The following is a 24,624-nucleotide window of genomic DNA, read 5'->3' on the forward strand; positions in this document are numbered from 1 at the left end:
CCCCGCCGTTATGCTCGCTCTCATGGAACTACTTGTCAGACTTGAATATTTTGACCTTCTAGACGCCTTTGCGGTGTTGTTTTTTCTCGTTAGCTGGGTCGCAATCGGCTGGCATATCGAGAATCCGCCGCGCTCGAAGCCCTCTGTATCCAGCCTCATGGCGAATTACCGTCGCGAATGGATGGTGCAATACGTCACGCGGCAGCCCCGCATTTTCGACGCAACAATCCTTTCCACACTTCGTCTTGGGACAACCTTCTTTGCGTCTGCCTGTATGATCGGGATCGGCGGTGGGCTCGCACTCATTGGCAATCAGGAACAATTGCGCGGCCTTGCGCAGGACCTGTCGCTTGAAAGTGCGCCAGCGCTTGTTTGGGAGGTGAAGATCCTGTTGATTTTGCTGTTGCTGGCCAGTGGGTTTCTCAAATTCGTCTGGTCGCACCGTTTGTTCGGCTACGCAGCCGTTGTGATGGCTGCTGCGCCAAATGACGAGGATAACCCGCTTGCATTGCATCGCGCCCAACAATCCGCAGAGATTAACATTACCGCCGCACGCAGCTATAATCGCGGTTTGCGGAGCGTATATTTCGCGCTTGCGGCCCTTGGATGGATGCTCGGTGCGATACCGCTCATTGCGGCAACTGTATTTACCAGCCTTGTCCTTTGGCGGCGCGAATTTGCTTCTCATTCGCGTGTTGTTCTGTTGGACAAGGAGGTTCGGAAATGAAGCGCTTACTTGGACTTTTGCTTGCAACGCTGGCTTCCCCCGTGATGGCCGATCCAATCGAGATCACCGAGGTCGTTGCCCAAAAAGGTACAAACGGCTGGCGTTTTGACGTGACTATCCTACATCCAGATACAGGCTGGGATCATTACGTTGATGGCTGGGTTGTTCGGACCGAAGATGGCACAGAGCTTGGCGCCCGCCCGCTGGCCCATCCGCATGAAACCGAACAGCCCTTTACCCGCTCGGTCTCTGGTGTCGTCATTCCCGAGGATATCGAAACGGTTTATATTTTTGCCAACTGCTCGCAGGATGGAGAGACAAGCCCGCCATTTGCCGTGAAGCTTAGCCCGTAATTAACGCCGCCCTTCGCGCAACCAGCCCCATAGGGTGAGTGCGGAGGCAAGCAACAACACAAGCCACGCGGGCGCAAACGGGTGAACTGTAATATCTGTGGTCAAGAAAGCCTCGCGCTGCCAAAAGCCCGCCCAGTTCGTCCCTGCTGCAGGTCTTCCCTCTCGAACGAACCTGAAATCCGGCACACCCTCTTCTGCTCGGAAACTGCCGCCGCGATTTTGCGATGAGAGCGGCTCGAGCGCTTCGGCGGACGCCACGGTCTCGATGAATTCGCGTGGCGCTGTAGGCCCTAGGGCGACAACGGCGGAATGCTCGCCTTGGGTCAGGCGATAAAGGCCCAACTCATCGCTTGAATACCGCGCCTCGAACCGCCCTGGTCGGGCTTGAGAAAGGGAAAGCGCAATTTCCTCTCCACTCGGCGTTGTTAGAGTTACTGGCGGGAGAGTTTCAGCCGCGTCTGGCTCAAGCGTGCGGCGCGTGATTGTCATCTCTTGGCCGATTGCTGTGGCCCAAAGCCCCTCCTCCTCAAGCTCTGGCTCTTTCATCATCCAATGGGCAAGGCGGCGCAGCAATTCCAACTGCGGTCCACCCCCGTCAAAGCCACGATGCCAGAGCCACGCGTGATCGCTTGCAAGGAGCGCAATGCGCCCCTCGCCTACCCGATCAAGCATCAGAAGCGGCGCGTCATTTGCGCCCGTAAGGATCGTTTGCCCACCAAATGGAGCGACCTCAACCATACGAAGCCAGCGTCCCCAATCAGGCGTTTCGCCAGCTTGAAGCCCTTCGGTGACGGGGTGCATCTGCCCGAGTTCACTCACGCGCGGCAGGAACTCTTCCTCGATCAAGCGGGACGTCGGCGCTCCGGGAAGGACTTCTGACAGCGACGAGTAAAACAGGCTGTCCACAGACGCAAAATCAGGTCCAGCCGCCACAAGAACCGCACCACCGCGCAAGGCATAATCGCGCACGTTATCAAGATAAACAGACGGCAAAATACCCCGCCGCTTGTAGCGATCAAAAATGATGAGATCGAAATCATCGATCTTTTCAAGGAACAATTCCCGCGTTGGGAACGCGATCAGAGAAAGCTCGCTTACGGGAACGCCGTCTTGCTTATTTGGGGGGCGCAGGATGGTGAAATGGACAAGGTCCACCGAGCTGTCAGATTTCAAAAGGTTGCGCCATGTGCGTTCGCCCGGATGCGGTTCACCAGAAACAAGCAACACACGGAGCCGATCACGCACGCCGTTAATCTGAAGGACGGCGCTGTTGTTTCGGTCTGTTAACTCACCCTCGGCGGTGGGCACTTCGAACTGCACTACGTTCATCCCCGCGTGATTCAAAACCAGGGGTACCTCAAGCTCCTCGCCCACAGGCACCTGATAACTTTCGGGCGCGCCACCGTCGATTGACACGATGAGCTCCGCCATATCACCGACAGCGGCAGGAATGTTGCCTTGATCCTCGACCTTGAGCGTGAGCAAAACAGGCTCGCCAATGATCCCGAAGGCCGGAGCATTGGACACAGAAAAGCGGCGGTCCCAATCCTCTTCACGGCCGGTTAAGACAGTTTGAAATGGCGCGGGCAAAGCGAATGTCGCCAACGCTTCTTCTGTCGGAATATCATGGGCGCGGCCATCAGTGATGGCGATGATCCCCGCGATACGCGATTGAGGCAGTTCCGCGAGCGCAGCCACGAGTGCCGAGAAAATCGGCGTACCGCCATCTTGCTCGGCCTCCTCAAAGGTTACGACCTTAACTTCGGTGTTAGGCAAAGCCGCAGCCTTTGCACGAACCTCTGCAAACGCAGCCGCGGTTTGATCCGGTCGATCAGAGATACGTTGGCTCGCCGAGTTATCAACGAGCACGAGCAACAGATCAGAAAGCGCCTCTCGGTTTTCGCGCTGGATCGACGGGTTCAGAACCGCCACAAGCAGTATTGCAGCCACCAATCCGCGCAGCCACCACCCCGAAAGCCCACGCAGCGCGGCGATCACGAGTACAACCCCAGCAAAAACGGCAAGCACACCAACAAGCCAAACCGGTAAAAGCGGATCAAACAGGATCTGTTCGCGCATCACTGACCCAGCCTTTCCAGCAGGTCGGGCACATGCACCTGATCGCTTTTGTAGTTACCCGTCAGCACATGCATCATCAGGTTCACACCAAACCGAAATGCCAGTTCGCGCTGCCGTTCGCCGCCACGCCCTCTACCAACGGTAAACATACGGTTGCCGTTTTCCGTCATGGCCCAAGCTGCGGCCCAATCATTTCCGCCAATCACAACAGGTGTCACACCATCGTTGAGATTGCGGAAGGGCATCCCCTCGGCGCGTTCGGCATCGGCGGGGGCGGCCTCGACCCAGACATCCGGCCCGTAGTAGCGACCGGGAAGGTCACTCAATAGATAGAATGTCCGGCGCAACACGTGATCATCAGGAACAGGCTCAAGCGGTGGAATATCAAGCTGCCGCGCCAGTTGCTGCAGCTTTCGCGCATTTTCTGATGTACCGCGATACGACACGCGATCCGCGTCCCGCGTATCAAAAAGGATAAGCCCGCCTTTCTGCATATAGCGGTTCAATTTGGCGTAGGCTGCGGGCGTGGGGAGCGGTTGTTCCGGCGTGATCGGCCAATAAATCATCGGATAGAACGCAAGCTCATCCTCCTCCAGATCAATCGCAATCGGCTCCGCTGGCTCAATAGATGTCCGCAGGTTCAGCACAAGACCAAGCCCGTACAGCCCCGCATAGGACACTTCATCAACTGCTGTGTCACCTGTTTCCACATAGGCCATCACAACCTCTCGGGTCGCGGCATAGGCCTTGGGGTCAAGGGGGGGCAACTCTTCCTGCGCTCGCGCATCTTCTGCGGCAAACAGCATAACCGCTGCGGCAGCGAAAGCGCCATGCACCACCTCACGGCGAAGCTTGCCGGAAAGCATCAGCGCTGCCAGCGCATCCGCCAAAAGCGCGACAAGCGCCGCCGCAAGAAGTATGCCCTTCAACGGCTGCGGGCGTTCAACTGCAACGCCATCAACGGGAATTCGCGTGGGCCAATCCATCGGCAAGAGCTGCTCTGTATCAACACCGACATTGCGGGCGATCTGGCGGTCTTCGCTGGTATAAACGCCAGGCGGTACTTCCGCACTCAGCGGCGCCTCTGCCAATTGTTCACCTTTGACGCCAGCAAGTTCCGCAGAGGGCAAGCCGATTTGGCCGAACCCATCAAGAACCTGCTTCGGGGTCCAGACCGTACCTTCCAGTTTCTGCTCCTCAATCGGCATCCCCTGACTGGAAATCGCCAGCCTTTCCATCATCTGAACAAACAATCCCGAGAGCGGCAAAGTCGACCAACGCGCGCTCGCGGTGACGTGGAACAAGACGACGTGACCGTTGCCAAGCTCTTTGCGCGTAACCAGTGGCGTGCCATCCTTGAGCGATGCGAGAACACGGGCAGAAAGCGTCGGGTCTGGCTCTGCGATCACCTGCGCGGTTATGGCAACATCATCAGGCACTTCTAGCCCGAAAAAGGGCGACTCGGCAGCAAAGGGCGCAAGTTCACGCGGTTGCCCCCAACTCATCGCGCCCCCAACTGTCCGCCCTCCTGCACGCAAGCGAACGGGCATCAGCGGGTCTTCTTCTGCGCGGCTCAGGTCACTTGCCGCAAGGCGTGGCCCCGCAAACCGAACAAGCAAACCGCCCTTTTCAACCCACTCAATCAACGCGGCATTGTCTTCATCCGCAAGTCGGGCAATATCCGCAAAAATGACGACATCCGGATTGGCCAGAAGTGTTTCGGCAACTGCGCCATCAATCAGATCAGTGGACGGCACCAAAGCTTGGCGCAAGTAATGCAGCGGATCGAGAACCGCGAGCGCCTCCTGTTCGGATTGCGCAGAGAAAAGAGCGACCTCGCGCCGCTTCAGCGCATCATCCGAAAGCCAGACCGCACCAGCGTGGTTTTGCCCAGTTAGCGTTAGACGGGTTATGCGATTGCGAATTTCGGGGGGGAGCTCAAGCACAACCTCGGTTTCCATAGAACCGCCATCAAATTCCACAGGTGTTTGCAAAAGAACGCGCTCAACGCCGCTCGGGTCCGGCCCGATCACGGCAACGGAGAGCCCCTCCGCAGAAACGGCAACATCCCTCAAAACAGGAACAGTAATAGCACGATCTTGGAATTCTGCGGGGCCAAGCGCGAATATTGGCGCGCCAGTTTCATAAACGCGCACGGGGCCAAGCTCCTCCAGCGCGGCCAATACCTCCTCACGCCCTTGCCAGTTCCGCCCGTCCGACATCCAGAACACATCTAGCTCGTTGCCTTCGATCCCCTCGATCCGTTGGAGAACCTGATCGACACCAACCTCATAGGGGTGTGGAACAAGCGACGGCACAGCCGCAAGCCAATGCTCCGCTGTGTTGAATTGCGGCGCTTCGGTGGTCCCATCCGTTAATTGAAGAACAGCAACACGCCGCCCAGCGCGGCTTGCGGCCTCAAGTTCGGCTTCTAGTGTCGTGCGCGTGCGGCTCCAACCAGCCGCGCTCGCCCATGTGGAGTCCATCACAACCAGCAAATCACCGCGCCCTTCCGCTGGCGGCGTCTGGGGATCAAGGACGGGGCCGGCGAAACCAACAATAACCGCCGCCAACGCAAATATTCGCAGCGCAAGCAGCCACCATGGCGTTCTGTCGGATTGGGCTTCGTCGTCCTTTAAGCCCAGCAACAAACCGACCGCCGGGAAGCGTTGCAAAACAGGAGCAGGCGGCACCGCGCGCAAGAGCCAGATCAACAACGGCAGCGCCAGTAAACCCAACAAAAGCCAAGGGTAGGCAAAGCTGATGGGAAGCAGACCAGCCATCAACTCCCCCTTTCAAGCGCTTGGTAGATCCACATTAGCGCCGAAGCCGCAGAGGTATCGGTAAGGTGGGTTTCGAAAAGCCAGCCGGCTCGTTTCGCCAAATCCTTAAGGTCGAACTGTCGCTCTTTCAAACGGTCAGAATACTGGGATTTCAGCGCATTTGCTTTTTGCGTTTCGAACCGAATAGAGCCTCCGATGCTCTGGAATACCGTTCGGCCTTCAAAGGGAAACTCGACCTCCATAGGATCAAGAACCTGAACCATCGCGCCGCGCAATCCTCGCGCCATTGCGCGTTCGATCACCAGCTCGAGCGAGGCAAGATCGCCTAGGAAATCTGAAACAAGGACAAGCTGCGAATTGGATTGTAACTCCGGCGCATCGGGCGCGCCGTATTCCGCTTCTGACCCCATAACAAACAGTGTTTCCGCCATACGAAGAAGCGCGGCTTTATTTGCGCTTGGCGGGTTAGCATCACCCAGCAGGCCAACACGTTCGCCGCCGCGCTGAAGCAAGATCGCCGTCGCCATAACAAGCAGTCGCGCACGACGCGCCTTTGTAGTGAGGTCTTTGGAACTGGCGAAATTCATGCTTTGCGAGGGGTCTGCCCAAAAGCGCACCGATTGCATCGCTTGCCATTCGCGTTGGCGAACGAAATGGATGTCGGACCGCGCCGAACGCCGCCAATCAATCAGTCGCACCGGATCGCCCGGCATTGCAGGCCGGTATTGCCAAAATTCATCGCCTGCGCCGCTACGGCGGCGGCCATGCTCGCCCATCTGGATCGTCGCCGCCAGATGCTCTGCCTCGGCCAGTAAGCCGGGGAGCGGGGCGGCGAGCTCTTCGGCCCGCTGCCTGAATCTGAGCGGCTCGGAACTCATGCCGCGCGCGTCTGCGCACCTATCACGTCTGCAGCCTTCCCGATCACTTCTTCAAGCGTCACGCCCTGCGCCCGCGCGCCAAAGCCAAGCGCCATGCGGTGTTGCAACACGGGCTCAGCCATGCGCAATACATCCTCCGCCGTCGGGGCAAGACGCCCTTCAAGCAAGGCCTGCGCTCGAACAACCATCATCAACGCCTGTGCCGCGCGCGGACCAGGCCCCCACGCAACTGCGTCCCGCACAAACTCCGGCGCGGTTTCATCCTCAGGACGACAGGAGCGCACGAGGCTAAGGATCAATTCAACCACAGACTCGCCTACAGGCATCCGACGCAGCAAGGTTTGCGCCGCAACAAGATCGGCAGCCGTAAACACTTGTTCTACCTGCCCATCCTCAATGCCCGTCGTGGCAAGGACGATCTCTCGCTCTGTGTCGCGGTCTGGATAATTAACGTTGATTTGAACAAGGAAGCGATCAAGCTGCGCTTCGGGGAGCGTATATGTCCCCTCCTGCTCGATCGGGTTCTGCGTTGCCAGAACGTGGAAGGGCGCATCAAGTGCGCGCTCCTGCCCTGCGATTGTAACCTGCTTTTCCTGCATCGCCTGAAGCAATGCGGATTGAGTGCGCGGGCTGGCGCGGTTGATCTCGTCAGCCATAAGAAGCTGACAGAAAATCGGCCCCGGTACGAATTTGAACGCACGTTCTCCGGCGGCATTGGTATCCAGTATTTCAGAACCGAGAATATCCGCGGGCATCAAGTCTGGCGTGAACTGAATTCGATTACCCGTGAGGCCCATGATCGTCGAAAGCGACTCGACAAGGCGCGTCTTCCCAAGCCCCGGTAAGCCAACCAAAAGCGCGTGCCCCCCACAGAGCAGAGCAGCAAGCGCCAGATCAACCACCCGCTCCTGCCCGATGAATCGCTGTGTCAGGCTCGCTTTTGCCTTCGCAAGCTGCGCAGAGAGGGCTTCGATTTCGGCAACAAGATTCTCGGTATCGGACATGGAATGACTCCGGCTTAAACTATATACTGCATTAAAGGCCAAAAACGCGGTGGTGTACAAATGACAAAAGCAAAACCAGATGAAAAGATTGTGAAATCTGCGTCATCGGACGCGCCTAAAGCCACTGCTGCGTCGCTTGAAACGGCTGCGCGCGCCGCAACGAAAAAGGGGCCCGCGCCAGTTCATCTCTGGAATCCACCGTTTTGTGGCGACCTCGATATGAGGATCGCGAGGGATGGAACATGGTTCTACCTCGGGACCCCAATTGGCCGCGCGGGACTTGTGCGGCTATTTTCCTCGATCATCCGCAAAGATGGGGATGATTACTTCCTTGTGACCCCCGTTGAGAAGGTCGGGATTCAAGTTGATGACGCGCCCTTCGTGGCGATTGATTTCAACGCCGAAGGGAAAGATGAGGCACAAGTTTTGACCTTTGAAACCCATGTAGGCGATACGGTTGTAGCGAGCGCCGAAAATCCGATCCGCGTATCCTTTGATCCTGACACAAAGGAGCCATCGCCCTACATCCTTGTCCGCGCGAACCTTGAGGCGCTGATAGATCGCAAGAGCTTTTATCGGTTGATTGATCTTGGCCAACACCATGATGTTGAAGGGAAAAGCTGGTTCGGACTGTGGTCTTCCGGTACATTCTTCCCGATTATGCCATCAAAAGACATTTGAAAAACCTGTATTTCGCCAAACGCTCCTGACACTATGCTGTCAGGAGGGGTATGTCAGAACATGGGTATCGGAAATTTCAACAAAGGATAATTCAAATGTCTGATACCGTAACAAATGCCCTCGTATGGTGCGAAATCCCTGTGACTGACCTGAACACAGGCGTGAAGTTCTATAGCGCTGTCTTCAACACCAAACTCGAGCCAACAGAGTTCGATGGCGGAGAGATCGCCTTTTTCCCTCATGAGGGGGACACAGACTCATCGGGCCACATTTACGTGGGAAAACCAGCCGAGAAGGGAACAGGCGGGACTATCCACCTAAATGCGCCGGATAATCTGGAAGCCACAGTCGCACGCGCTTTTGACGCTGGTGGTGAAATTGTTGGCGAGCCCGTGACAATTCCATCGGGGCGTTTCCAATACATGCTCGACCCAGACGGCAATTCCATCGGCATCTTTGAATTGGCCGCCTAATGAGACGCGCCGACCGCCTTTTCCAGATTGTGCAGTATCTGCGGGGCGGTCGGCTACTTACGGCACACGTCTTGGCCGAACGACTTGAGGTCAGCGAGCGCACGATTTACCGCGATATTGCCGACCTCATCGGCTCCGGCGTCCCGATTGATGGCGAAGCTGGCGTCGGATACCTAATGCGCGAGGGGTATGACCTACCGCCTCTGATGTTCAACACCCAAGAGATCACCGCACTTGTCGCAGGGGCACGCATGCTGCGCGCATGGGGCGGCGCATCGATGGCGTTGGCCGCAGAAGAAGCCCTTGCCAAAATCGAAGCGGTCTTGCCAGATGACGCGCGGAAAGAAGCGGAGAACGTTCAAATTTTCGCGCCCAATCCGTTCTGGTTTACTGATGAAGAGCGCGCTCAGATCGACCGAATTGAAGCCGCCGTTAACACTCGCATGAAACTCGAAATGCTCTATGAAACCGCCGACGGCACCCGAAGCACCCGAGTTGTCCGCCCGCTCGGGTTGTGGTTCTGGGGGCGTGTCTGGACGCTGGTCGGCTGGTGCGAACTTCGGAATGATTTTCGGATGTTCCGACTTGATCGCATCTTACACCTAACCGAGGGCGCCCCGTTTGAAACGGAGCGCGGCAAGACCATGGCGGATTTCTACCGCATTGAAAAATGTAAGCCGTCGCCTTAGCTCGGCAACCTAGCTTAATGCGCCTCGGCCCAGTTCGCGCCCTGCCCTGCATCAACCAAAAGCGGCACATCAAGTTTGACCGCTGGGAGCGAGGCGCTTTCCATCACATCCCGCACCACTTTGATCGTGTCATCGACAGCCGCTTCATCCACCTCGAAAATCAGTTCGTCATGAACCTGTAGCAACATCTTGGCCGGCAGGCCGTTAATTGCATCGGGCATACGGATCATTGCGCGGCGGATCACATCGGCGGCGGTCCCCTGAATGGGCGCGTTGATCGCGGCACGTTTGGCAAAACCGGCATGCGGCCCCTTGGCATTGATTTCCGGCGTGTTGATTTTGCGGCCAAAGAGCGTTTGAACATAGGTGTTCTCTTTGGCGAACTTCACGGTTTCGTCCATATAGGCGCGAATGCCAGGGAAACGCTCGAAATAGCGGTCAATGAACCCTTGCGCTTCTTTGCGCGGAATACGCAAGTTGCGCGCGAGGCCAAAACCAGAAATGCCGTAAATCACACCAAAGTTGATACCCTTAGCCTGTCGGCGAATATCGGGTGTCATTTCGTCAAGCGGCACGTCAAACATCTCGCTTGCGGTCATCGCGTGAATGTCGTGGCCATCCTTGAATGCCTGCTGAAGCGTTTCGATACCCGCGATATGCGCCAGAATACGAAGCTCGATCTGGCTATAGTCGAGACTAATCAGGCGCTTTCCTTCATCAGCGATAAACGCCTCACGGATACGGCGGCCTTCTTCGGTTCTGATTGGAATGTTTTGCAGGTTCGGATCGGTCGAAGCCAATCGCCCTGTGTTGGCGCCCGCGATGGAATAAGACGTATGAACCCGCCCTGTTTCTGGGTTGATGTGAGTTTGAAGGGCGTCAGTATAAGTTGACTTGAGCTTGCTCAACTGCCGCCAATCCAGAACACGCGCGGGCAAATCATGGCCCTCCGCGGCGAGGTCTTCGAGGATATCCGCGCCAGTAGCATAGGCGCCGGTTTTCCCCTTCTTCCCGCCTTCAATGCCCATCTTGTCAAAGAGGATTTCTCCAAGCTGTTTCGGAGAGCCGACATTGAACGTCTCGCCCGCCATCTCGTGAATCTCCGCCTCAAGACCAGCCATTTTCTGGGCAAAAGCGTTGGACATTCGGCTAAGGGTATCGCGGTCAACCTTAATGCCATTCATCTCCATCTCGGCCAAAACCGGCACCAACGGACGTTCTAGCGTTTCATAAACGGTGGTGACCTTCTTGCGGTGAAGTTGTGGCTTGAACAACTGCCAGAGGCGCAGAGTGATATCCGCATCCTCGGACGCATATTTCACGGCCTCCACCACCGGAACCTTGTCAAAAGTAATCGCGGATTTGCCTGTTCCCAAGAGCGATTTAATCGGGATTGGAGAATGATCAAGATAGCGCTGCGAGAGCGTATCCATGCCATGATTATGCACGCCTGCATTCATTGCATATGACATCAACATCGTGTCATCAATCGGAGCAACATTGACACCGTAGCGCGCAAAAATTTTGGCGTCGTACTTCATGTTCTGGCCGATTTTCAGGATCGACGGGTCTTGAAGCATAGGTCGCAGGAGGTCGAGGCAATTCTCCATCGGCATCTGACCATCTGCGAGCGTATCATCGGCAAAGAGGTCATCGCAGGCATTGGCACGGTGCGCGAGCGGAATATAGCAGGCCTCTCCTGCTTCGACACACAGCGAAATACCAACCAGATCAGCGGTCATTTCGTTCAGGCCGGTTGTTTCAGTATCAACCGCAACCCAACCACGCCCATATATTCTGTCGATCCAACGCTCAAGCGCGGCCGCATCAGAGACGCACTCATAGCTTTCGGGCTCAAACGGAATGGCCTCAACCGGTTGCGCCTCTTCGGCTTCGGCAACCTCTTTGGGCGCGGGTGGCTCAACACCGAGATTATCGGCAATGCGCTTGGTGAGTGTGCGGAACTCCATCTCGGTAAGGAAGCCAAGGAGCGCCTCTGGCTCAGGTTCCCGCACCTCAAAATCATCAAGGGTGAAATCGAGGTCCATATGCGTATCGAGCTTCACGAGCCGTTTGGAAACTTCGATCAACTCGCGATTATCAATCAGAGTCTGGCGGCGCTTGGGTTGTTTGATTTCTTCGGCGCGGTCCAACAGCGTTTCAAGGTCGCCATACTCGTTGATCAAAAGCGCGGCTGTCTTGATCCCGATCCCCGGCGCCCCAGGCACGTTATCAACCGAATCCCCTGCGAGCGCCTGAACATCAACAACACGCTCAGGCCCAACACCGAATTTCTCCTCAACACCCTCGCGGTCAATGCGGCGGTTTTTCATAACGTCGAGCATTTCAACGCCGCCGCCTACAAGCTGCATCATATCCTTGTCGCTTGAAATAATGGTACAGCGCCCACCGGCCTCATCGGCTTGACGGGCGAGCGTGGCGATAATGTCATCGGCCTCGAAATTTTCGATCTCGATACAGGCAATGTTAAAGGCGCGCGTAGCATCACGCGTGAGCGGGAACTGCGGGCGCAGGTCTTCTGGCGCTGGCGGGCGGTTGGCTTTGTATTTGTCGTAGATGTCGTTGCGGAAGGATTTTCCGGAATGGTCAAAGATTACCGCAACGTGCGTGGGCGCGTCGGGGCCTTTGTTGTCCTCGACCTGCTTGAACAGCATGTTGCAAAATCCGGCCACTGCGCCAATCGGCAGGCCATCGGATTTGCGGGTCAGCGGCGGCAGCGCGTGGTAGGCGCGAAAGATGAATGCCGAACCATCAATGAGGTGAAGATGACACCCCTTGCCAAAAGCCAAACCCATGCTACGCCCTTCCCGAATTCAATGCCGGAAAAGTTTTACATGTTTGACCGCGCTACGCCACCCGAAACAGGCGGGTTTAGGAGTCTGCGGGGCCACCTTTGAGAATGAACTTCTTGTCGCAATAGCCGCATTCGACAAAGCCAGTCTCTTCGGGAATACTCAGCCACACGCGCGGATGGCCAAGTGCTCCTTCGCCGCCATCACAGGCAACGCGGGATTTCTCAACGATCTCGGTTTCGGGGGCTTCAATTGTCATAGTGGCTCCGTATGGCTTGTCGAAGGCGCGCTTCGGGCTTAAGTCTGGCGCATGATAGCGATCCACGCCATAGGGGCAAGATCGAAAACCCGACGAAAGAGCGCCAAATGGTTGAGAATGCCATCGAAATTTCCGGTCTTAAAAAGACCTATGCCGCACATGGCAACCAACCTCCGAAAACAGCGCTCAAGGGAATTGATCTGGCGATTCCAAAGGGAAGCATTTTTGGACTACTCGGCCCCAACGGCGCGGGGAAATCGACACTGATCAATATCCTTGCGGGTTTGGTTACGAAAACCGAAGGGCAGATCAACATCTGCGGCTTTGATCAAGACACCAACCCACGCCATTCCCGCGCTTCAATCGGGGTAATGCCACAGGAACTGAACGTCGATCCCTTCTTTTCGCCGCGCGAGGCGCTTGAGGTTCAGGCGGGTCTTTATGGCATTCCTAAGTCGAAACGAACAAGCGATGAGATCCTCGCTATGATCGGCCTCACCGATAAAGCGGATGCCTATGCGCGCACGCTCTCAGGCGGGATGCGCCGCAGGCTCCTTTTGGGCAAAGCGCTGGTGCATCATCCTGATGTGCTGGTTCTTGACGAGCCAACAGCGGGCGTTGATATCGAAATCCGCCAGATGCTTTGGGATAACGTCCGCAAGCTGAATGAACAGGGCGTGACGATCATCCTGACAACGCATTACCTCGAAGAGGCGGAGGATATGTGTGACGAGATCGCCATCATCAACCACGGCGAGGTTATCGTTCAGGATAAGACACCCGCTCTCCTTGGGCGGCTCGATCGCAAGACTTTGGTGATCACCCCCGAGATCGAAGTAACCGGCCTTGCCGCACCCGAAGGTACAGAGCTGGAAAAACGCGCGGACGGAAGCCTTGCCTTCACCTATTCAAGCGGAACAACCAGCGCCAACAGCATTTTTGGCGCGCTGAGCCGCGAGAATGTAACGATCAAGGATGTCAGAAGCGAAGAGCCGGACCTTGAGGAGGTTTTCGTGAGCCTCACAAGTAGCAAGTCCGGCTCCTGATTTATTTAAGCTGGGTTGAGCATCCGGCCAAGCGGGCGTCCAGCAAGGATATGCACGTGCATATGCGGCACCTCTTGCACGGCGGCCTCGCCCGAGTTCGCAATTAGACGATAGCCATTGCCACCCTCGCCTGGTTGCACGCCAAGCTCTTTGCAAATCTCGCCAACCGTACGGTTGAAATCAATAATTTCGGCGTCGCTTGCCTCAAGCGCGAAGTGGTCGAAGCAAACGTATGGCCCTTTCGGAATCACCAACACATGGTCGGGCGCCTGTGGGGTGATATCGCGAAACGCAAAGCTATGCTCTGTTTCAGTAACCTTAGTGCTTGGAATCTCACCGCGCAGGATTTTGGCAAAAATATTTTCGGGATCGTATGCGTATGCCATGGTTAGGCTCCTTCTTGCGGTTCTGTTTGTTAGTCGACAAACAAGTGTTCGGTTTTGGCAATATCTAGAGCGCGTTCCATCGGGATATCAAGGAAATCCGACAACGCTTGCGCGTTTGCTTCGGGCAAAGCGTCCTCTCGAAGCCGATAGTGATCAGCGAATTCCTCATCGCGAATGCGGTCAACTTCGTGGTGAATATCTTGCCGGATTGTGGGAAGTAATCGCGCAAAAGTCTCCTCTGCTGCCTGCTCTCCAAGAAGCCCTACTCTAATGGCGTGCCCATGTAAGTAGTCGTCGGTAAAGCTACACTCGATCTCGAGCAGCTTTGTTTTGCTGCGGTCGGCATAAAAATCATGGATGAGCTCAATGTTGCTCGTATCCATACAGATCACCATGCGATCAGTTTCATAGTAATCAAACAACATCCGTGTCAGCGCGCGCCGATGGCGGGTACGTTTTTCAAGCGACGCTTGGATGCCGCCAAGATCCGGCAGTGGGGTATGCTCTTCGTTAAAGAGATAATCGACAACAGGATAGTTGGTACTATTGCGAATGCTTTCGGCCAGCCGCTTCGCCACGTGCCATTTTTTGCACGCGATGATCATCAATTCCCGACCGCGCCCGAGTGTTGCCTCAGACTCCCAGAACCGAGGCGCAAACCGCCGCCCTTCGCGCCCACGCCCTGTCAGGAAACGAAACAGGTTCTGCCCCTCGTTCGAAACGATGAAATCCTCCCGCTCGCTCGCATAAAGCGCCCCGAGGCGTTTTTTGAGCTCATCAGCTTCGGGGCTAATTTTACGTGCGAACAAGAAATCCTGCCCGAGCAGCATGTCATAGTGATCGTTATAAAACGTAACGGGCATGCCGTAATCTGAGAACATCAGGAACGTCAGCGTTCGACATTCGATTTCCTGGGCAGGCACCAAATGCCGCACAAGCGTTTGGAAAAAGGTTTCGTCCGGAATCCATGTTGTTTTGAAAAACCGCATCACATCTTTGCGCTTGCGGGTGAAGTCGAGAATCCACTCGATGGTCCGCCGCCGCAGACACCACCACTGGCTCCCGATCTGCACCTGTATATCGGCCGGAATTTCGCGCTTAAGTCCCAGCTTCTTTTGAAGATCCAAACAGGCATAGAATGCCCGCTTGTTGTTCCGCTCGTTGAAAAAATGGCGATAGAGAAGCCTGTCTTCTTTGAGGCCCGTTTTGATCCAGTCGCTCTCGAAAAAATCATAGCATTCAATGAAATCCGCATCCCGATCATCAAGATAGGTATGGGCATAGGCAGCGGATTTGATCGCCATACAGTCGCCGGACAGCATGTAAAAATGGGTCGCGCGCGGAAAGGCCACCGTGGCGCTTTCGATGGCATTAAGCGTGGCTTGCACCAAAGACCATTCGCCCCAGCCACATTTGATCCGCTTCTTTGCAAAAACGACATTCGGATTTCCATCCAGCGCGTTGCGAAGCTGTTGATATGCCTCTGAGCTGGCGCTTGCATCAAAATGGATCGCCATATAATCGCCAGCCGCCGTAAGCTGGAGTGCCTGCTGGATAATGGCATCCGGGTCTTTATGACATAAAAGTATGAAGGCTATTTTTGCCATATTGCGAACCTGCGCATGCGAAAGTCTTGATTGTTTTCCTGTTTAACGCCAAGAGACGTTGAATAAACAGCATTTCTTTGATCTCATAAGCGAAATTAATCTCGGTGTGTTGGCAAACGCCGAGAGTTTACGGAGGCATTTTCATATGGGCTTTCCCGGTGTCTGGATGACCGAGAGCGAGAGCGTCGTGTATCGCGTGGTGCCTAAATGCGCCTGCTCAACCATTGGTCAGATCATGTATTACTCTGACAATGGCGAATTTTTCGACGGTGACATTCATGACGCAACCAGCGGCATGCACAAATGGGCGTTCGAAGATAGCCAAGCGCTGATCGAAACGAATATCACCACCCACAAGAGCTATACCTTTACCTGTGTGCGCAACCCTTACACGCGCATCCTCTCGTCTTTCTTTGACAAGATTTGCGGTATCCAGCGCAACGGCAAACGCTATCGCGGCAATCTGGTGCCTCTGCTGGCCCAGAAGTACGGAATCGAAGTTGGCAGCCCTGAAACAGGGTTTGAGTTTGATCAGATCAAAAGCTTCCGCCGTTTCCTGCTTTTTGCACGGGACACCATTCGCTGGCGTCGACCGATGGATCCGGACATTCATTGGTCTGCAACATCTGGGCATGTCTCGACGCTGATTCAGAATGGCGGTCAGTACGACGCCATTGTCCACACCGAAAACTTTAACGAGGGGATGCAGCGGGTGATCGACGCAATCGAAACGCCGCATGCCGTCAATCTTGCCGAAATTCCACGTTTTAATGAGAGCGAAGGCCACGGCCCCAAACGTTTGCATCCGGTCGAAGATTACTTCGACGACCTGTCGATGCATCTAATGTTTGAGATCTACAAACGCGATTTCCGCCTGTTCAAATATGATTTCGAGAACCCCACAAACAAAATGCCAACGGGTGAGATCGACCTTGACGAAATCCATGCAAAGCTCGGTCAATAATATGCCAAACGCCCCAACGCTCGACGAAATCAAAGCAGCAAGCGAAACCCTCGCCGGCCAGATCATCCGCACACCAGTCGTGCGCCTAAGCCACGACCGCATCCCTGCGCTTCCCAATGGGGCGACAGTTTCCTCCAAGCTTGAATTGTTTCAGGAAACCGGGACCTTTAAGGCGCGCGGTGTGTTGCTGGCCATCATGGCCGCAAGTAGCAAAGAAAAAGAGGCTGGCTTTGTAGCGGTGAGCGGCGGCAATCATGCCCTCGCTGTTGCTTATGGTGCGAAAAAATTCGGCATCCGCGCCCGTGTCATCATGCCCAAAGCCACCGATCCTGCCCGCATCGAAGGATGCCGTTCGCTTGGCGCGGAGGTTGAGCTTGCTGAAGATATAGCCACGGGCGTGGCGCGCATGGAAGAGCTCGCGGCAGAAGGAGCCACGGCGCTACATCCGTTTGAAAGCCCGTATATGACCCTCGGAGCCGCGACCTGCGGGCTCGAGATTATGCAAGACATCACCGAACTCGACGCGGTTGTCGTCCCAGTAGGTGGCGGCGGCTTGATCAGCGGCATTTCGCGCGCTGTTAAGCTCATCAACCCGTCCTGTGAAGTAATCGGAGTAGAGCCGTTTGGCGCGGACACTATGACCAGAAGCTTTGCCGAAGGCACACCGCAAGCCATCGAAAAGGTACAAACAATCGCTGACAGCCTTGGCGCGCCTTCAGCACAGCCCTACTCATTTTCGCTCGCCAAAGACCATGTTGACCAGATGATATGCGTTGACGATCAGGCGCTCATCAACGCGATGGGGCTGCTTTATGATGGGCTGAAAATCGTGGCCGAACCCGCTTGTGCAGCGACGACAGCAGCGGCAACCGGACCATTGCGCGAGCATCTTGCAGGCAAAAACGTGGCGCTTGTGGCTTGCGGTTCAAACATTGGCCCCGCGCGTTTTCACGAGCTTCTGTCACAGCGCAGCGTGTAACAGCATCAAGCGATCTTGCCGCCGAGCTCGTCTTCGATATGGGCTTGGATGATCTCATCAAAATTGCTCTCTGCTTCAAACCCGAGCGCCAAAGCGCGTTGCGGATCAAATGCGCGGGGCCATCCTGCAACGATATGCGCGATCTTTTCGTCTGGCTGGTATTTGATCAGTCTAGTGGCTTTGGCCCCAGCAACGCGTTCAAGCGCGTCGATCTGTTCCTGCACCGTCGCCGCAACGCCCGGCATGCTTAAACACCGCCGACCGCCAAGCGGCCCCGTGTCGATTGCTGCTGCATGAAGCAGAAACCCGACTGCCGCGCGAGGGCTGGCGTGCCAATGCATGACGTCGCGATCGACAGGAAGAATGGCTTCTTGCCCCACCAATGGTTCGCGCAAAATATTAGAGAAGAAACCACTCGCCGCGAGGTTCGGTTTTCCTGGGCGGATACAGATCGTCGGCAAACGGATACCCACGCCATCAACCAGCCCTTTGCGTGAGAAATCATTCAGCAGCAGCTCGCAAACCGCTTTTTGCGTCCCATAGCTTGTTAGTGGTGCCATGAGGAAATCATCGCCAATCACATCAGGGAAAGGCGCGCCAAAAACAGCGATCGAGGACGTAAAGACTAGGCGCGGCACATATGGAGCCTCAATCGATTGCCGCTCAATCGCGCGCAAGAGATGCTGAAACCCTTCGAGATTTATCGCATAGCCCTTGTCGAAATTTTCTTCCGCTTCGCCCGATACAACCGCGGCAAGGTGAAATATCACATCTGGTCGTTCCTGCACCAACCTCGGGGCCGTTGCGGGGTCCGCGATATCGACCTCAAGCGTGCTTACATCTCCGGCAAAAGCCGCAGGAAAATCTGGGCGCACGACATCGGCCAACGTAAGTTTGGTGAGCTCCGCCCCTGCGAGGCCACCGTCTGCCACCAATCGATCAACTAGCTTGCGGCCGACCATTCCGGCCGCACCAATTATCAAAACGTGCATATCGCCTCCCCGCGCTTCTCCTCACGAGTGCGCAGTGTAACGGCAATTTGCGAAAGGGAAAGCGGCCTAGAGACCTGCTGCGGAAAAGAGCGCCTTTACGTCTTCTTGTGGCCGTGGGCCAACATGGCTGATGACCTCAGCGGCGGCGATACAACCCATTTTACCAGCGACGTCGAGGCTCTGTCCGGTTGCGATGCCATAAAGGAACCCGGCGGCAAATTGATCGCCCGCGCCGGTTGCATCCACCGGCACCACGCGATTTACCGGAATCACAGCCTGATCTTCTTTGTGGAGCACAACAACTTCGGATCCAGAGCGGGTGCACGCCACCAACCCGCATTCTTGAACCGCATGGCGAAGCGCCGATTCCAGATCATCGGTTTGGTAAAGCTCAAGCCACTCTTGCTCGTTGCCCAGCACGAAATCCAACTCACGCGATAGACGACGGAAATCCTCACGATGGCGCGTCACGCAGAAAGGGTCCGACAGCGCGATACCCGCTTTGCCGCCCGCCTGCTGACAGGTTTTCGCGGCAAGCTCGAACGCTTCTTTCCCCTTGGGTTTGTCAAAGAGATAACCTTCAAGGAACAGGAGCTCCGTATCGGCAACAACCTCTTCCGAGACATCATCAGGACCAAGATCCGCTGAAATGCCGAGGTATGTATTCATCGAGCGTTCGCCGTCTTCGGACACAAAAATCATAGAACGCGATGTTGGCATGTTTTGGTCGGCTACAGGATCATTGACGAAATCCGTCCCGCCTTTGGTGAGTTCATCGGCGTAGAAACGGCCAAGCGCGTCGTTGTGTACCCGCCCGATGAATGCTGTCTTGAGGCCAAGAGCACCAAGCCCCGCCAGCGTATTTGCAACAGAGCCGCCCGGAGTTTGAACCCTATCTTCCATCGCGGCGTATAGGACTTCGGCGCGTTCGCGCTCCACCAACTGCATGATGCCCTTCTCGATGCCCATGATATCGAGGAAACTGTCGTTTGCGTGCGAGATCACATCGACAATCGCGTTTCCGATGCCGACGGTTTTGTATTGTTTAGTCATAGATTTTGTCCTCGAAAGCGCAAAGGTCCCGAATAAGGCAGGTGCCGCACATCGGTTTACGGGCTTTGCAGGTATAGCGCCCATGCAGAATCATCCAGTGATGTGCATGGCGCTGGAATTCAGCGGGGATGTTGTCTTCGATTGCGCGCTCGACGGCCACAACGTCTTTGCCCGGAGCGACACCAGAACGGTTCCCGAAACGGAAAATATGCGTATCAACCGCTTGGGTCGGGAGATGCCACCACATATTCAAAACAACATTCGCGGTTTTGCGCCCAACACCGGGCAGCGACTCGAGAGCGGCCCGCGACGAAGGAACTTCACCGCCGTAATCGTTCACCAGAATTTCGCTCATGCGGATGACGTTTTTTGCCTTTTGACGGTAAAGGCCAATTGTCTTGATATGCTCAGTCAGCCCCTCAAGGCCAAGGTCGAGCATTTTCTGCGGCGTGTCGGCGATCTTGAACAGCTCTTTTGTGGCCTTGTTAACGCCCACATCCGTCGCTTGCGCCGAAAGAGCAACTGCCACCACAAGCGTATAGGCGTTGGTGTGATCCAACTCGCCCTTCGGCTCCGGCTCCGCCTCTTGAAATCGCTCAAATATCTCGACGATCTGGTGATAGGTCATCTGTTTTGCCATGGGCGCAGGGTATGCATGTTTGTGCCTAAACGGGCAAGGACAGAACAGACAGAATTGCGCAAGAAATGGATCGACGTTCTGCGGCATTTGCCTATTCTGTTTGCAAAGGAGCTGCAAATGACCAAGATCGACATCGAAACAAGCTATCATTACGGCGTCATTAAACGCGCGATTGAGGCTGTTGATGCCGCCGGAGGCACCCCCCTTGCGCTCGATGATCTGGCGCGAGAGGTCGGGATGAGCCCAGCGCATTTGCAACGGGTGTTTTCAGCTTGGGTCGGTGTTTCTCCAAAACGCTATCAGCAATACCTCACGCTCGGCCACGCAAAGGCGTTGCTGCAAGAGCGGTTCACAACCCTCGATGTCGTGAATGAAGTCGGCCTTTCAGGAAGCGGGCGCTTGCACGACCTTTTCATCAAATGGGAAGCTATGAGCCCCGGTGAATTTGCGCGCAAAGGTGACGGGCTAACTGTTTACTGGGGGTGGTTTGAAAGCCCCTTTGGCGATTGCCTTGCAATGGGAACGGACAAGGGGCTTTGCGGCCTTGGGTTCGCCGATGAAATACCGCGCGACGAGACCTTCGCAGACCTTGCAAGCCGCTGGCCTAACGCAGTCTTGCGCGAAGCTCCTGAGCGCATTGCAGCATGGGTCGAGGCTGCCTTCCAACAAAACGGAACAGCAAACCTACACCTGCTCGGCGCGCCATTTCAGATTAAAGTTTGGGAGGCGCTACTTAATATTCCATCCGGCCACGTCACCACATATTCCGAAATCGCCACGCGTGTCGGCAGCCCAAAGGCCGTTCGTGCCGTTGGTACAGCCGTTGGACGAAATCCGGTGAGTTGGATCATCCCCTGCCATCGCGCATTGCGCAAATCTGGCGGGTTGGGTGGATACCATTGGGGATTGCCCGTCAAACGGGCGATGTTGGCTTATGAAACCGCCCTCAATGAGGAACAAAGCAGCAAAGTTACCCGTTAATTTCCAACATATGGCATCACTTCGCCGAGAAATAACTTTGCATTCTTTCACTTTTGCAACTTTTCTGCTGTAATTCAGCCAGAGCAGACAAAAGGCAGAAATAATGCAAAAAAAGATTCAACTCACACTTGCAGGCGCGGCCGTTGCGGCACTTGCTGGCTGTACTGATCCCGCGTACATCACGGGCCAGCCGGCGGCCAACCCCAAGACAACTGGAGGCGTCGCGCTTGGCGCGGCTCTTGGTGGTTTGATCGGTTCCACAATCGGCAGCAAAGACGCAACAAGCATTGCAGCAGGCGCAGTGGCGGGTGCGGTTGTTGGTGGTTTGGTTGGGCAGCAGCTTGATAAACAAAAACGCGAGCTTGAAGCCGCGTTGGCGAATGACGAAATCACAGTAACCAACACCGGTGACGAACTTATCGTTCTGATGCCGCAAGGAATCTTGTTTGATACCGATAGTTCAGTTGTGAAATCTTCGCTCTATGGCGATCTTGGCGCACTGTCTGCTAACCTGCGGAATTATCCGGACTCTACCGTTCTAATTGCGGGTCACACAGACAATGTCGGCGCGGCGGATTACAACCTGACTCTCTCACAGGAACGCGCTTCCGCGGTATCGCGGATATTGCAATCTGATGGCGTTGCAGCGGGACGCATTTCGGCGGTTGGCTATGGTGAAGACCAGCCCGTTGCCAGCAACCTTAACGAAGAAGGCCGCGCCCAGAACCGCCGTGTTGAAATCGTAATCCGGCCAAACGCCTAACAAGTTTGCTAAGCTATTTCCTGATGCGCCTCTCGGGGCGCGTCAGGTTTACGGTTGTCCTCTCCCCTCACTGGTCATATATTTTTACCAATTCCAGAGGGGCAAACGCCGATGCCATTTCAAAAAGTCCAATCCGAAAAGCTTTCGCAATCCGTTGTCGTTCAGATTGAGCGGCTCATCCTGCGCGGGATTCTTAGGCCCGGCGAGAGGCTCCCAGCGGAGCGCGAACTGGCAGAGCGCATGGGCGTATCGCGCCCATCCCTGCGCGAAGCAATTTCAGAGTTGCAAGATGCGGGCCTTTTGACAAGCAAGGCAGGGGCTGGAATCTACGTTTCCGAAAGCCTTGGGAGCGCTTTCTCCAGCGCTTTGGTCCAGCTTTTCGGCCGCCATGATGATGCGTTTTTCGATTACGTTTCGTTCAGACGGGATATGGAGGGGCTCGCCGCAGAGCGCGCCGCGGGCAACGGGTCGGAGACAGACCTCAAGGTGATTGACGCGATTTTCCGCAAGATGGAAGCGGCCCACTCAAAGCGCAACCCAACAGAAGAAGCCGCGCTTGATGCGGAGTTTCACCTCGCAATCATCGAGGCGAGCCACAATACTGTGATGCTTCATATGATGCGGGCAATGTATGCGCTTCTGCGCGAAGGTGTGTTTTATAATCGGCAGGTTATGTTCAAACAACGCACAACACGCGACACTATCCTTGAGCAGCACCGCGCCATCAACAGCGCCATTCAGAACCGTGACCCAGAGGCAGCGCGGCAAGCGACAACCGCGCATTTGGATTATGTCGAAGAGTCGCTATTCGAAAAGACCCGCGACGAAAAGAACGAAGCCATAGCAAAGCAGCGTTTAGAGCAGGAATTGAGCCGCTAACCGGGTTTGCGCTCTGCTTCCATGATGAGGCCACGAATCCATTTGGCCGCGAGCCAGCTAAAATACGGCCCCGTGACCAACCCAAAGATAAGCGCGACCACTGGCGAAATCGCCACGATGCCCAGCGCCTGAAGCAACAAAAACACCATAAAGATATTGATCGCCGCCGCAGTTGAAGCGAACGGATAAAAGACCACGGCAAATTTCCAAAGTGGCCAAATTCTGCTGGTGTCGGTGCTCATAGCGCGCTCATTTTCCTAGGTTGTGTTGGGTTTTATTTCCGTTTCGCGTGGATTGCTTTGATTTCGGTCAAGGTTCTTGCAACCGAGGAGCAGATACTGCGCCATAGATTTCATTATTGATCAGGTTCCAATCATGTCGCAGTTTCGTCAGCTCTTTACCGAGGGATTTCGGTTCTTTTTCCTCGCAGCAGGTATTTTCGGCCTTGTCGTTATCGCGCTTTGGACGGTGTCGCTTGCAATGCCTAACGCGCCGTTGGTTCTTCCGGGCGACATGTCGATATCTGCGTGGCACTCCCACGAGATGATCTTCGGATACGGGACCGCTGCTCTTGGCGGCTTCTTCTTAACGGCCGTTCCCAACTGGACGAAGGGCAAGATGGCGCCTGCCTCATTCGTGACCTTGCTGGCTGTAATCTGGTTTGCCGGTCGCGTAGCAATGTTTTTTGCGGGCGTACTTAATCCTTACGTGTTGGCGGCCATTGACCTGTTATTCATTCCTGTCATGGGCGCGAACATTGCCCATCAACTCATGCGCAATCCTAAACCGGCAAACCTCATGTTTCTTGTTTTGCTTGCGCTGATCTGGTTCGGAAACCTTCGGGTTCACCTTGACTGGATGGGGTTCAGCTGGGGCGATGCATATGCAGGATTGCGAGCGGGCATGATGGGTATCTGTGCGATGATCGCGATTCTGGGCGGACGCGTAACGCCAGCATTTACACGCAACGCCATGCGTAAACTCGGCATTGAAAGCAACTTGCCCGTTTCGCGCAAACCCTTCGAGATTGCGGGGGCTGCAAGTGCGGTTTTATTGCCGACAGTTATCCTTCTTTCCGCGCCGGATATGCTCGTGGGCTTTGTTGCGATCATTGCAGGCATCGCGCAAATGCTGCGTCTATCAGGATGGCGGAGCGATTGGACACGCCACAATCCGATCATTTGGAGCCTACATCTCGCATACGGCATGCTGGCGCTCGGCTACTTCCTTTATGGTCTGTCACTCACGGGACTCGGAAGCGAAGTCGGCGCATTGCATGTGTTGGCAATTGGGGCCGTCGGCGGCATGACACTCGCGGTGATGAGCCGCGCATCCTTAGGGCATACCGGGCGCGAACTTATCGCAACGCCAGGCGTAAGCGTTGCCTATGCGATTCTCCCTTATTCGGCTCTCTTGCGTTGGATCGGCAGTCAACTTGGAGGAGAGTTAGCACAAATGGCTATTCTTGGCTCCGGCGTGCTCTGGTGTGTCAGTCTGTCACTCTTTGTTAGGATGGTTTGGCCCGTTGTCTCGCGCCCTCGCGTTGCAAGAGCCTGATATTCAACTACAAAAACAAAAGCGGCCCCAATTCGGGG

The 24,624-nt window shown here is 55.5% G+C and carries 24 protein-coding genes; 12 read left to right on the top strand and 12 right to left on the bottom strand.

Going from position 1 to position 24,624, the window contains the following annotated elements; all coding sequences use genetic code 11:
- Positions 1–22: 22 nt before the first annotated feature.
- Both OU789_RS11935 and OU789_RS11940 read left to right on the top strand, forming a co-directional pair.
- Positions 23–727: a DUF599 domain-containing protein gene (locus OU789_RS11935; protein ID WP_274655803.1), complete on the top strand. Its 705-nt coding sequence runs from the start codon at positions 23–25 to the stop codon at positions 725–727.
- Complete coding sequence (locus OU789_RS11940) at positions 724–1,080, top strand: hypothetical protein (protein ID WP_274655804.1); 357 nt, start codon at positions 724–726, stop codon at positions 1,078–1,080. Before OU789_RS11935 ends, OU789_RS11940 begins: the two co-directional genes overlap by 4 nt.
- On the opposite strand, the gene OU789_RS11945 is transcribed toward OU789_RS11940, so the two are convergent.
- From OU789_RS11945 to OU789_RS11960, 4 genes are read right to left on the bottom strand one after another with little or no spacing between them, the layout of a single operon-like run.
- Positions 1,081–3,159 (bottom strand): hypothetical protein, encoded by a 2,079-nt coding sequence (locus OU789_RS11945; RefSeq protein WP_274655805.1) that lies wholly within the window; start codon positions 3,157–3,159, stop codon positions 1,081–1,083. It abuts the gene before it with no gap.
- Positions 3,159–5,942: a DUF4159 domain-containing protein gene (locus OU789_RS11950; protein ID WP_274655806.1), complete on the bottom strand. Its 2,784-nt coding sequence runs from the start codon at positions 5,940–5,942 to the stop codon at positions 3,159–3,161. Before OU789_RS11950 ends, OU789_RS11945 begins: the two co-directional genes overlap by 1 nt.
- Positions 5,942–6,820: a DUF58 domain-containing protein gene (locus OU789_RS11955; protein WP_274655807.1), complete on the bottom strand. Its 879-nt coding sequence runs from the start codon at positions 6,818–6,820 to the stop codon at positions 5,942–5,944. Before OU789_RS11955 ends, OU789_RS11950 begins: the two co-directional genes overlap by 1 nt.
- Entirely contained in the window at positions 6,817–7,824 is a 1,008-nt protein-coding gene (locus OU789_RS11960) for an AAA family ATPase (protein WP_274655808.1), read from the bottom strand. Before OU789_RS11960 ends, OU789_RS11955 begins: the two co-directional genes overlap by 4 nt.
- A 60-nt stretch (positions 7,825–7,884) precedes the next feature.
- Between OU789_RS11960 and OU789_RS11965 the strand changes: the two genes are divergently transcribed.
- From OU789_RS11965 to OU789_RS11975, 3 genes are all read left to right on the top strand, one after another.
- The gene (locus tag OU789_RS11965) at positions 7,885–8,505 is read left to right on the top strand and encodes a DUF1285 domain-containing protein (protein ID WP_274655809.1); all 621 of its coding nucleotides are present in this window, start codon (positions 7,885–7,887) and stop codon (positions 8,503–8,505) included.
- A 95-nt stretch (positions 8,506–8,600) separates the two neighbouring features.
- Positions 8,601–8,978, top strand: a complete 378-nt coding sequence (locus tag OU789_RS11970) for a VOC family protein (RefSeq protein ID WP_274655810.1) — start codon at positions 8,601–8,603, stop codon at positions 8,976–8,978.
- Positions 8,978–9,667, top strand: coding sequence for a helix-turn-helix transcriptional regulator (locus OU789_RS11975; protein ID WP_274655811.1), 690 nt, complete (start codon positions 8,978–8,980; stop codon positions 9,665–9,667). The genes OU789_RS11970 and OU789_RS11975 overlap by 1 nt, the downstream gene beginning before the upstream one ends.
- A gap of 14 nt (positions 9,668–9,681) precedes the next feature.
- Here the strand turns inward: OU789_RS11975 and polA are convergent, their stop codons facing one another.
- Both polA and OU789_RS11985 read right to left on the bottom strand, forming a co-directional pair.
- Complete coding sequence (polA, locus tag OU789_RS11980) at positions 9,682–12,483, bottom strand: DNA polymerase I (RefSeq protein ID WP_274655812.1); 2,802 nt, start codon at positions 12,481–12,483, stop codon at positions 9,682–9,684.
- 76 nt (positions 12,484–12,559) lie between these two features.
- Positions 12,560–12,739 (bottom strand): zinc-finger domain-containing protein, encoded by a 180-nt coding sequence (locus OU789_RS11985; protein ID WP_274655813.1) that lies wholly within the window; start codon positions 12,737–12,739, stop codon positions 12,560–12,562.
- Between the two features lie 107 nt (positions 12,740–12,846).
- Here OU789_RS11985 and OU789_RS11990 point away from each other — a divergent pair, with 107 nt between their 5' ends.
- Positions 12,847–13,785: an ABC transporter ATP-binding protein gene (locus tag OU789_RS11990; protein ID WP_274655814.1), complete on the top strand. Its 939-nt coding sequence runs from the start codon at positions 12,847–12,849 to the stop codon at positions 13,783–13,785.
- 5 nt (positions 13,786–13,790) lie between these two features.
- Here the strand turns inward: OU789_RS11990 and OU789_RS11995 are convergent, their stop codons facing one another.
- Entirely contained in the window at positions 13,791–14,171 is a 381-nt protein-coding gene (locus OU789_RS11995; RefSeq protein ID WP_263952232.1) for an HIT domain-containing protein, read from the bottom strand.
- 29 nt (positions 14,172–14,200) lie between these two features.
- Positions 14,201–15,778 (bottom strand): DUF5928 domain-containing protein, encoded by a 1,578-nt coding sequence (locus OU789_RS12000; RefSeq protein WP_274655815.1) that lies wholly within the window; start codon positions 15,776–15,778, stop codon positions 14,201–14,203.
- A gap of 145 nt (positions 15,779–15,923) precedes the next feature.
- Between OU789_RS12000 and OU789_RS12005 the strand changes: the two genes are divergently transcribed.
- On the top strand, positions 15,924–16,742 hold the full coding sequence (locus OU789_RS12005; protein ID WP_274655816.1) for a sulfotransferase family protein: 819 nt from the start codon (positions 15,924–15,926) through the stop codon (positions 16,740–16,742).
- Between the two features lies 1 nt (position 16,743).
- The gene (locus tag OU789_RS12010; protein ID WP_274655817.1) at positions 16,744–17,721 is read left to right on the top strand and encodes a threonine ammonia-lyase; all 978 of its coding nucleotides are present in this window, start codon (positions 16,744–16,746) and stop codon (positions 17,719–17,721) included.
- Positions 17,722–17,726: 5 nt separating this feature from the next.
- On the opposite strand, the gene denD is transcribed toward OU789_RS12010, so the two are convergent.
- The 3 genes from denD to nth all read right to left on the bottom strand — a co-directional run bounded on the left by denD (position 17,727) and on the right by nth (position 20,406).
- Positions 17,727–18,713, bottom strand: a complete 987-nt coding sequence (denD, locus tag OU789_RS12015; RefSeq protein WP_274655818.1) for a D-erythronate dehydrogenase — start codon at positions 18,711–18,713, stop codon at positions 17,727–17,729.
- A gap of 66 nt (positions 18,714–18,779) precedes the next feature.
- Complete coding sequence (locus OU789_RS12020; RefSeq protein WP_263952227.1) at positions 18,780–19,766, bottom strand: adenosine kinase; 987 nt, start codon at positions 19,764–19,766, stop codon at positions 18,780–18,782.
- Positions 19,759–20,406 carry an endonuclease III gene (nth, locus tag OU789_RS12025; protein WP_263953266.1) on the bottom strand — a complete coding sequence of 216 codons (648 nt, stop codon included), beginning with the start codon at positions 20,404–20,406 and terminating at the stop codon, positions 19,759–19,761. The genes OU789_RS12020 and nth overlap by 8 nt, the downstream gene beginning before the upstream one ends.
- Positions 20,407–20,523: 117 nt before the next feature.
- On the opposite strand from nth, the gene OU789_RS12030 reads away from it, so the two are divergent.
- From OU789_RS12030 to OU789_RS12040, 3 genes are all read left to right on the top strand, one after another.
- The gene (locus OU789_RS12030) at positions 20,524–21,387 is read left to right on the top strand and encodes a bifunctional helix-turn-helix domain-containing protein/methylated-DNA--[protein]-cysteine S-methyltransferase (protein WP_274655819.1); all 864 of its coding nucleotides are present in this window, start codon (positions 20,524–20,526) and stop codon (positions 21,385–21,387) included.
- Positions 21,388–21,490: 103 nt separating this feature from the next.
- Positions 21,491–22,150 carry an OmpA family protein gene (locus OU789_RS12035; protein WP_274655820.1) on the top strand — a complete coding sequence of 220 codons (660 nt, stop codon included), beginning with the start codon at positions 21,491–21,493 and terminating at the stop codon, positions 22,148–22,150.
- A 111-nt stretch (positions 22,151–22,261) separates the two neighbouring features.
- Positions 22,262–23,029, top strand: a complete 768-nt coding sequence (locus OU789_RS12040; RefSeq protein ID WP_263952225.1) for a FadR/GntR family transcriptional regulator — start codon at positions 22,262–22,264, stop codon at positions 23,027–23,029.
- Here OU789_RS12040 and OU789_RS12045 read toward each other — a convergent pair.
- Positions 23,026–23,271 carry a hypothetical protein gene (locus OU789_RS12045; RefSeq protein WP_263952224.1) on the bottom strand — a complete coding sequence of 82 codons (246 nt, stop codon included), beginning with the start codon at positions 23,269–23,271 and terminating at the stop codon, positions 23,026–23,028. The genes OU789_RS12040 and OU789_RS12045 overlap by 4 nt on opposite strands.
- Positions 23,272–23,404: 133 nt before the next feature.
- On the opposite strand from OU789_RS12045, the gene OU789_RS12050 reads away from it, so the two are divergent.
- Positions 23,405–24,586, top strand: a complete 1,182-nt coding sequence (locus OU789_RS12050; RefSeq protein WP_274655821.1) for an NnrS family protein — start codon at positions 23,405–23,407, stop codon at positions 24,584–24,586.
- Positions 24,587–24,624: the final 38 nt, after the last annotated feature.

The organism is Halocynthiibacter sp. C4, assembly GCF_028823805.1.
GTDB lineage: Bacteria > Pseudomonadota > Alphaproteobacteria > Rhodobacterales > Rhodobacteraceae > Falsihalocynthiibacter > Falsihalocynthiibacter halioticoli.

Coding starts and splice junctions, on each gene's coding strand:
- OU789_RS11965 (WP_274655809.1), top strand. CDS start 7,885: ATGACAAAAGCAAAACCAGATGAAAAGATTGTGAAATCTGCGTCATCG.
- nth (WP_263953266.1), bottom strand. CDS start 20,406: ATGGCAAAACAGATGACCTATCACCAGATCGTCGAGATATTTGAGCGA.
- OU789_RS11995 (WP_263952232.1), bottom strand. CDS start 14,171: ATGGCATACGCATACGATCCCGAAAATATTTTTGCCAAAATCCTGCGC.
- OU789_RS12035 (WP_274655820.1), top strand. CDS start 21,491: ATGCAAAAAAAGATTCAACTCACACTTGCAGGCGCGGCCGTTGCGGCA.
- OU789_RS12040 (WP_263952225.1), top strand. CDS start 22,262: ATGCCATTTCAAAAAGTCCAATCCGAAAAGCTTTCGCAATCCGTTGTC.
- OU789_RS12000 (WP_274655815.1), bottom strand. CDS start 15,778: ATGGCAAAAATAGCCTTCATACTTTTATGTCATAAAGACCCGGATGCC.
- OU789_RS11935 (WP_274655803.1), top strand. CDS start 23: ATGGAACTACTTGTCAGACTTGAATATTTTGACCTTCTAGACGCCTTT.
- OU789_RS11985 (WP_274655813.1), bottom strand. CDS start 12,739: ATGACAATTGAAGCCCCCGAAACCGAGATCGTTGAGAAATCCCGCGTT.
- OU789_RS12050 (WP_274655821.1), top strand. CDS start 23,405: ATGTCGCAGTTTCGTCAGCTCTTTACCGAGGGATTTCGGTTCTTTTTC.
- OU789_RS11990 (WP_274655814.1), top strand. CDS start 12,847: ATGGTTGAGAATGCCATCGAAATTTCCGGTCTTAAAAAGACCTATGCC.
- OU789_RS11970 (WP_274655810.1), top strand. CDS start 8,601: ATGTCTGATACCGTAACAAATGCCCTCGTATGGTGCGAAATCCCTGTG.
- OU789_RS12045 (WP_263952224.1), bottom strand. CDS start 23,271: ATGAGCACCGACACCAGCAGAATTTGGCCACTTTGGAAATTTGCCGTG.
- OU789_RS11955 (WP_274655807.1), bottom strand. CDS start 6,820: ATGAGTTCCGAGCCGCTCAGATTCAGGCAGCGGGCCGAAGAGCTCGCC.
- OU789_RS12005 (WP_274655816.1), top strand. CDS start 15,924: ATGGGCTTTCCCGGTGTCTGGATGACCGAGAGCGAGAGCGTCGTGTAT.
- OU789_RS12030 (WP_274655819.1), top strand. CDS start 20,524: ATGACCAAGATCGACATCGAAACAAGCTATCATTACGGCGTCATTAAA.
- OU789_RS11950 (WP_274655806.1), bottom strand. CDS start 5,942: ATGGCTGGTCTGCTTCCCATCAGCTTTGCCTACCCTTGGCTTTTGTTG.
- denD (WP_274655818.1), bottom strand. CDS start 18,713: ATGCACGTTTTGATAATTGGTGCGGCCGGAATGGTCGGCCGCAAGCTA.
- OU789_RS11940 (WP_274655804.1), top strand. CDS start 724: ATGAAGCGCTTACTTGGACTTTTGCTTGCAACGCTGGCTTCCCCCGTG.
- OU789_RS12020 (WP_263952227.1), bottom strand. CDS start 19,766: ATGACTAAACAATACAAAACCGTCGGCATCGGAAACGCGATTGTCGAT.
- OU789_RS11975 (WP_274655811.1), top strand. CDS start 8,978: ATGAGACGCGCCGACCGCCTTTTCCAGATTGTGCAGTATCTGCGGGGC.
- OU789_RS12010 (WP_274655817.1), top strand. CDS start 16,744: ATGCCAAACGCCCCAACGCTCGACGAAATCAAAGCAGCAAGCGAAACC.
- polA (WP_274655812.1), bottom strand. CDS start 12,483: ATGGGTTTGGCTTTTGGCAAGGGGTGTCATCTTCACCTCATTGATGGT.
- OU789_RS11960 (WP_274655808.1), bottom strand. CDS start 7,824: ATGTCCGATACCGAGAATCTTGTTGCCGAAATCGAAGCCCTCTCTGCG.
- OU789_RS11945 (WP_274655805.1), bottom strand. CDS start 3,159: ATGCGCGAACAGATCCTGTTTGATCCGCTTTTACCGGTTTGGCTTGTT.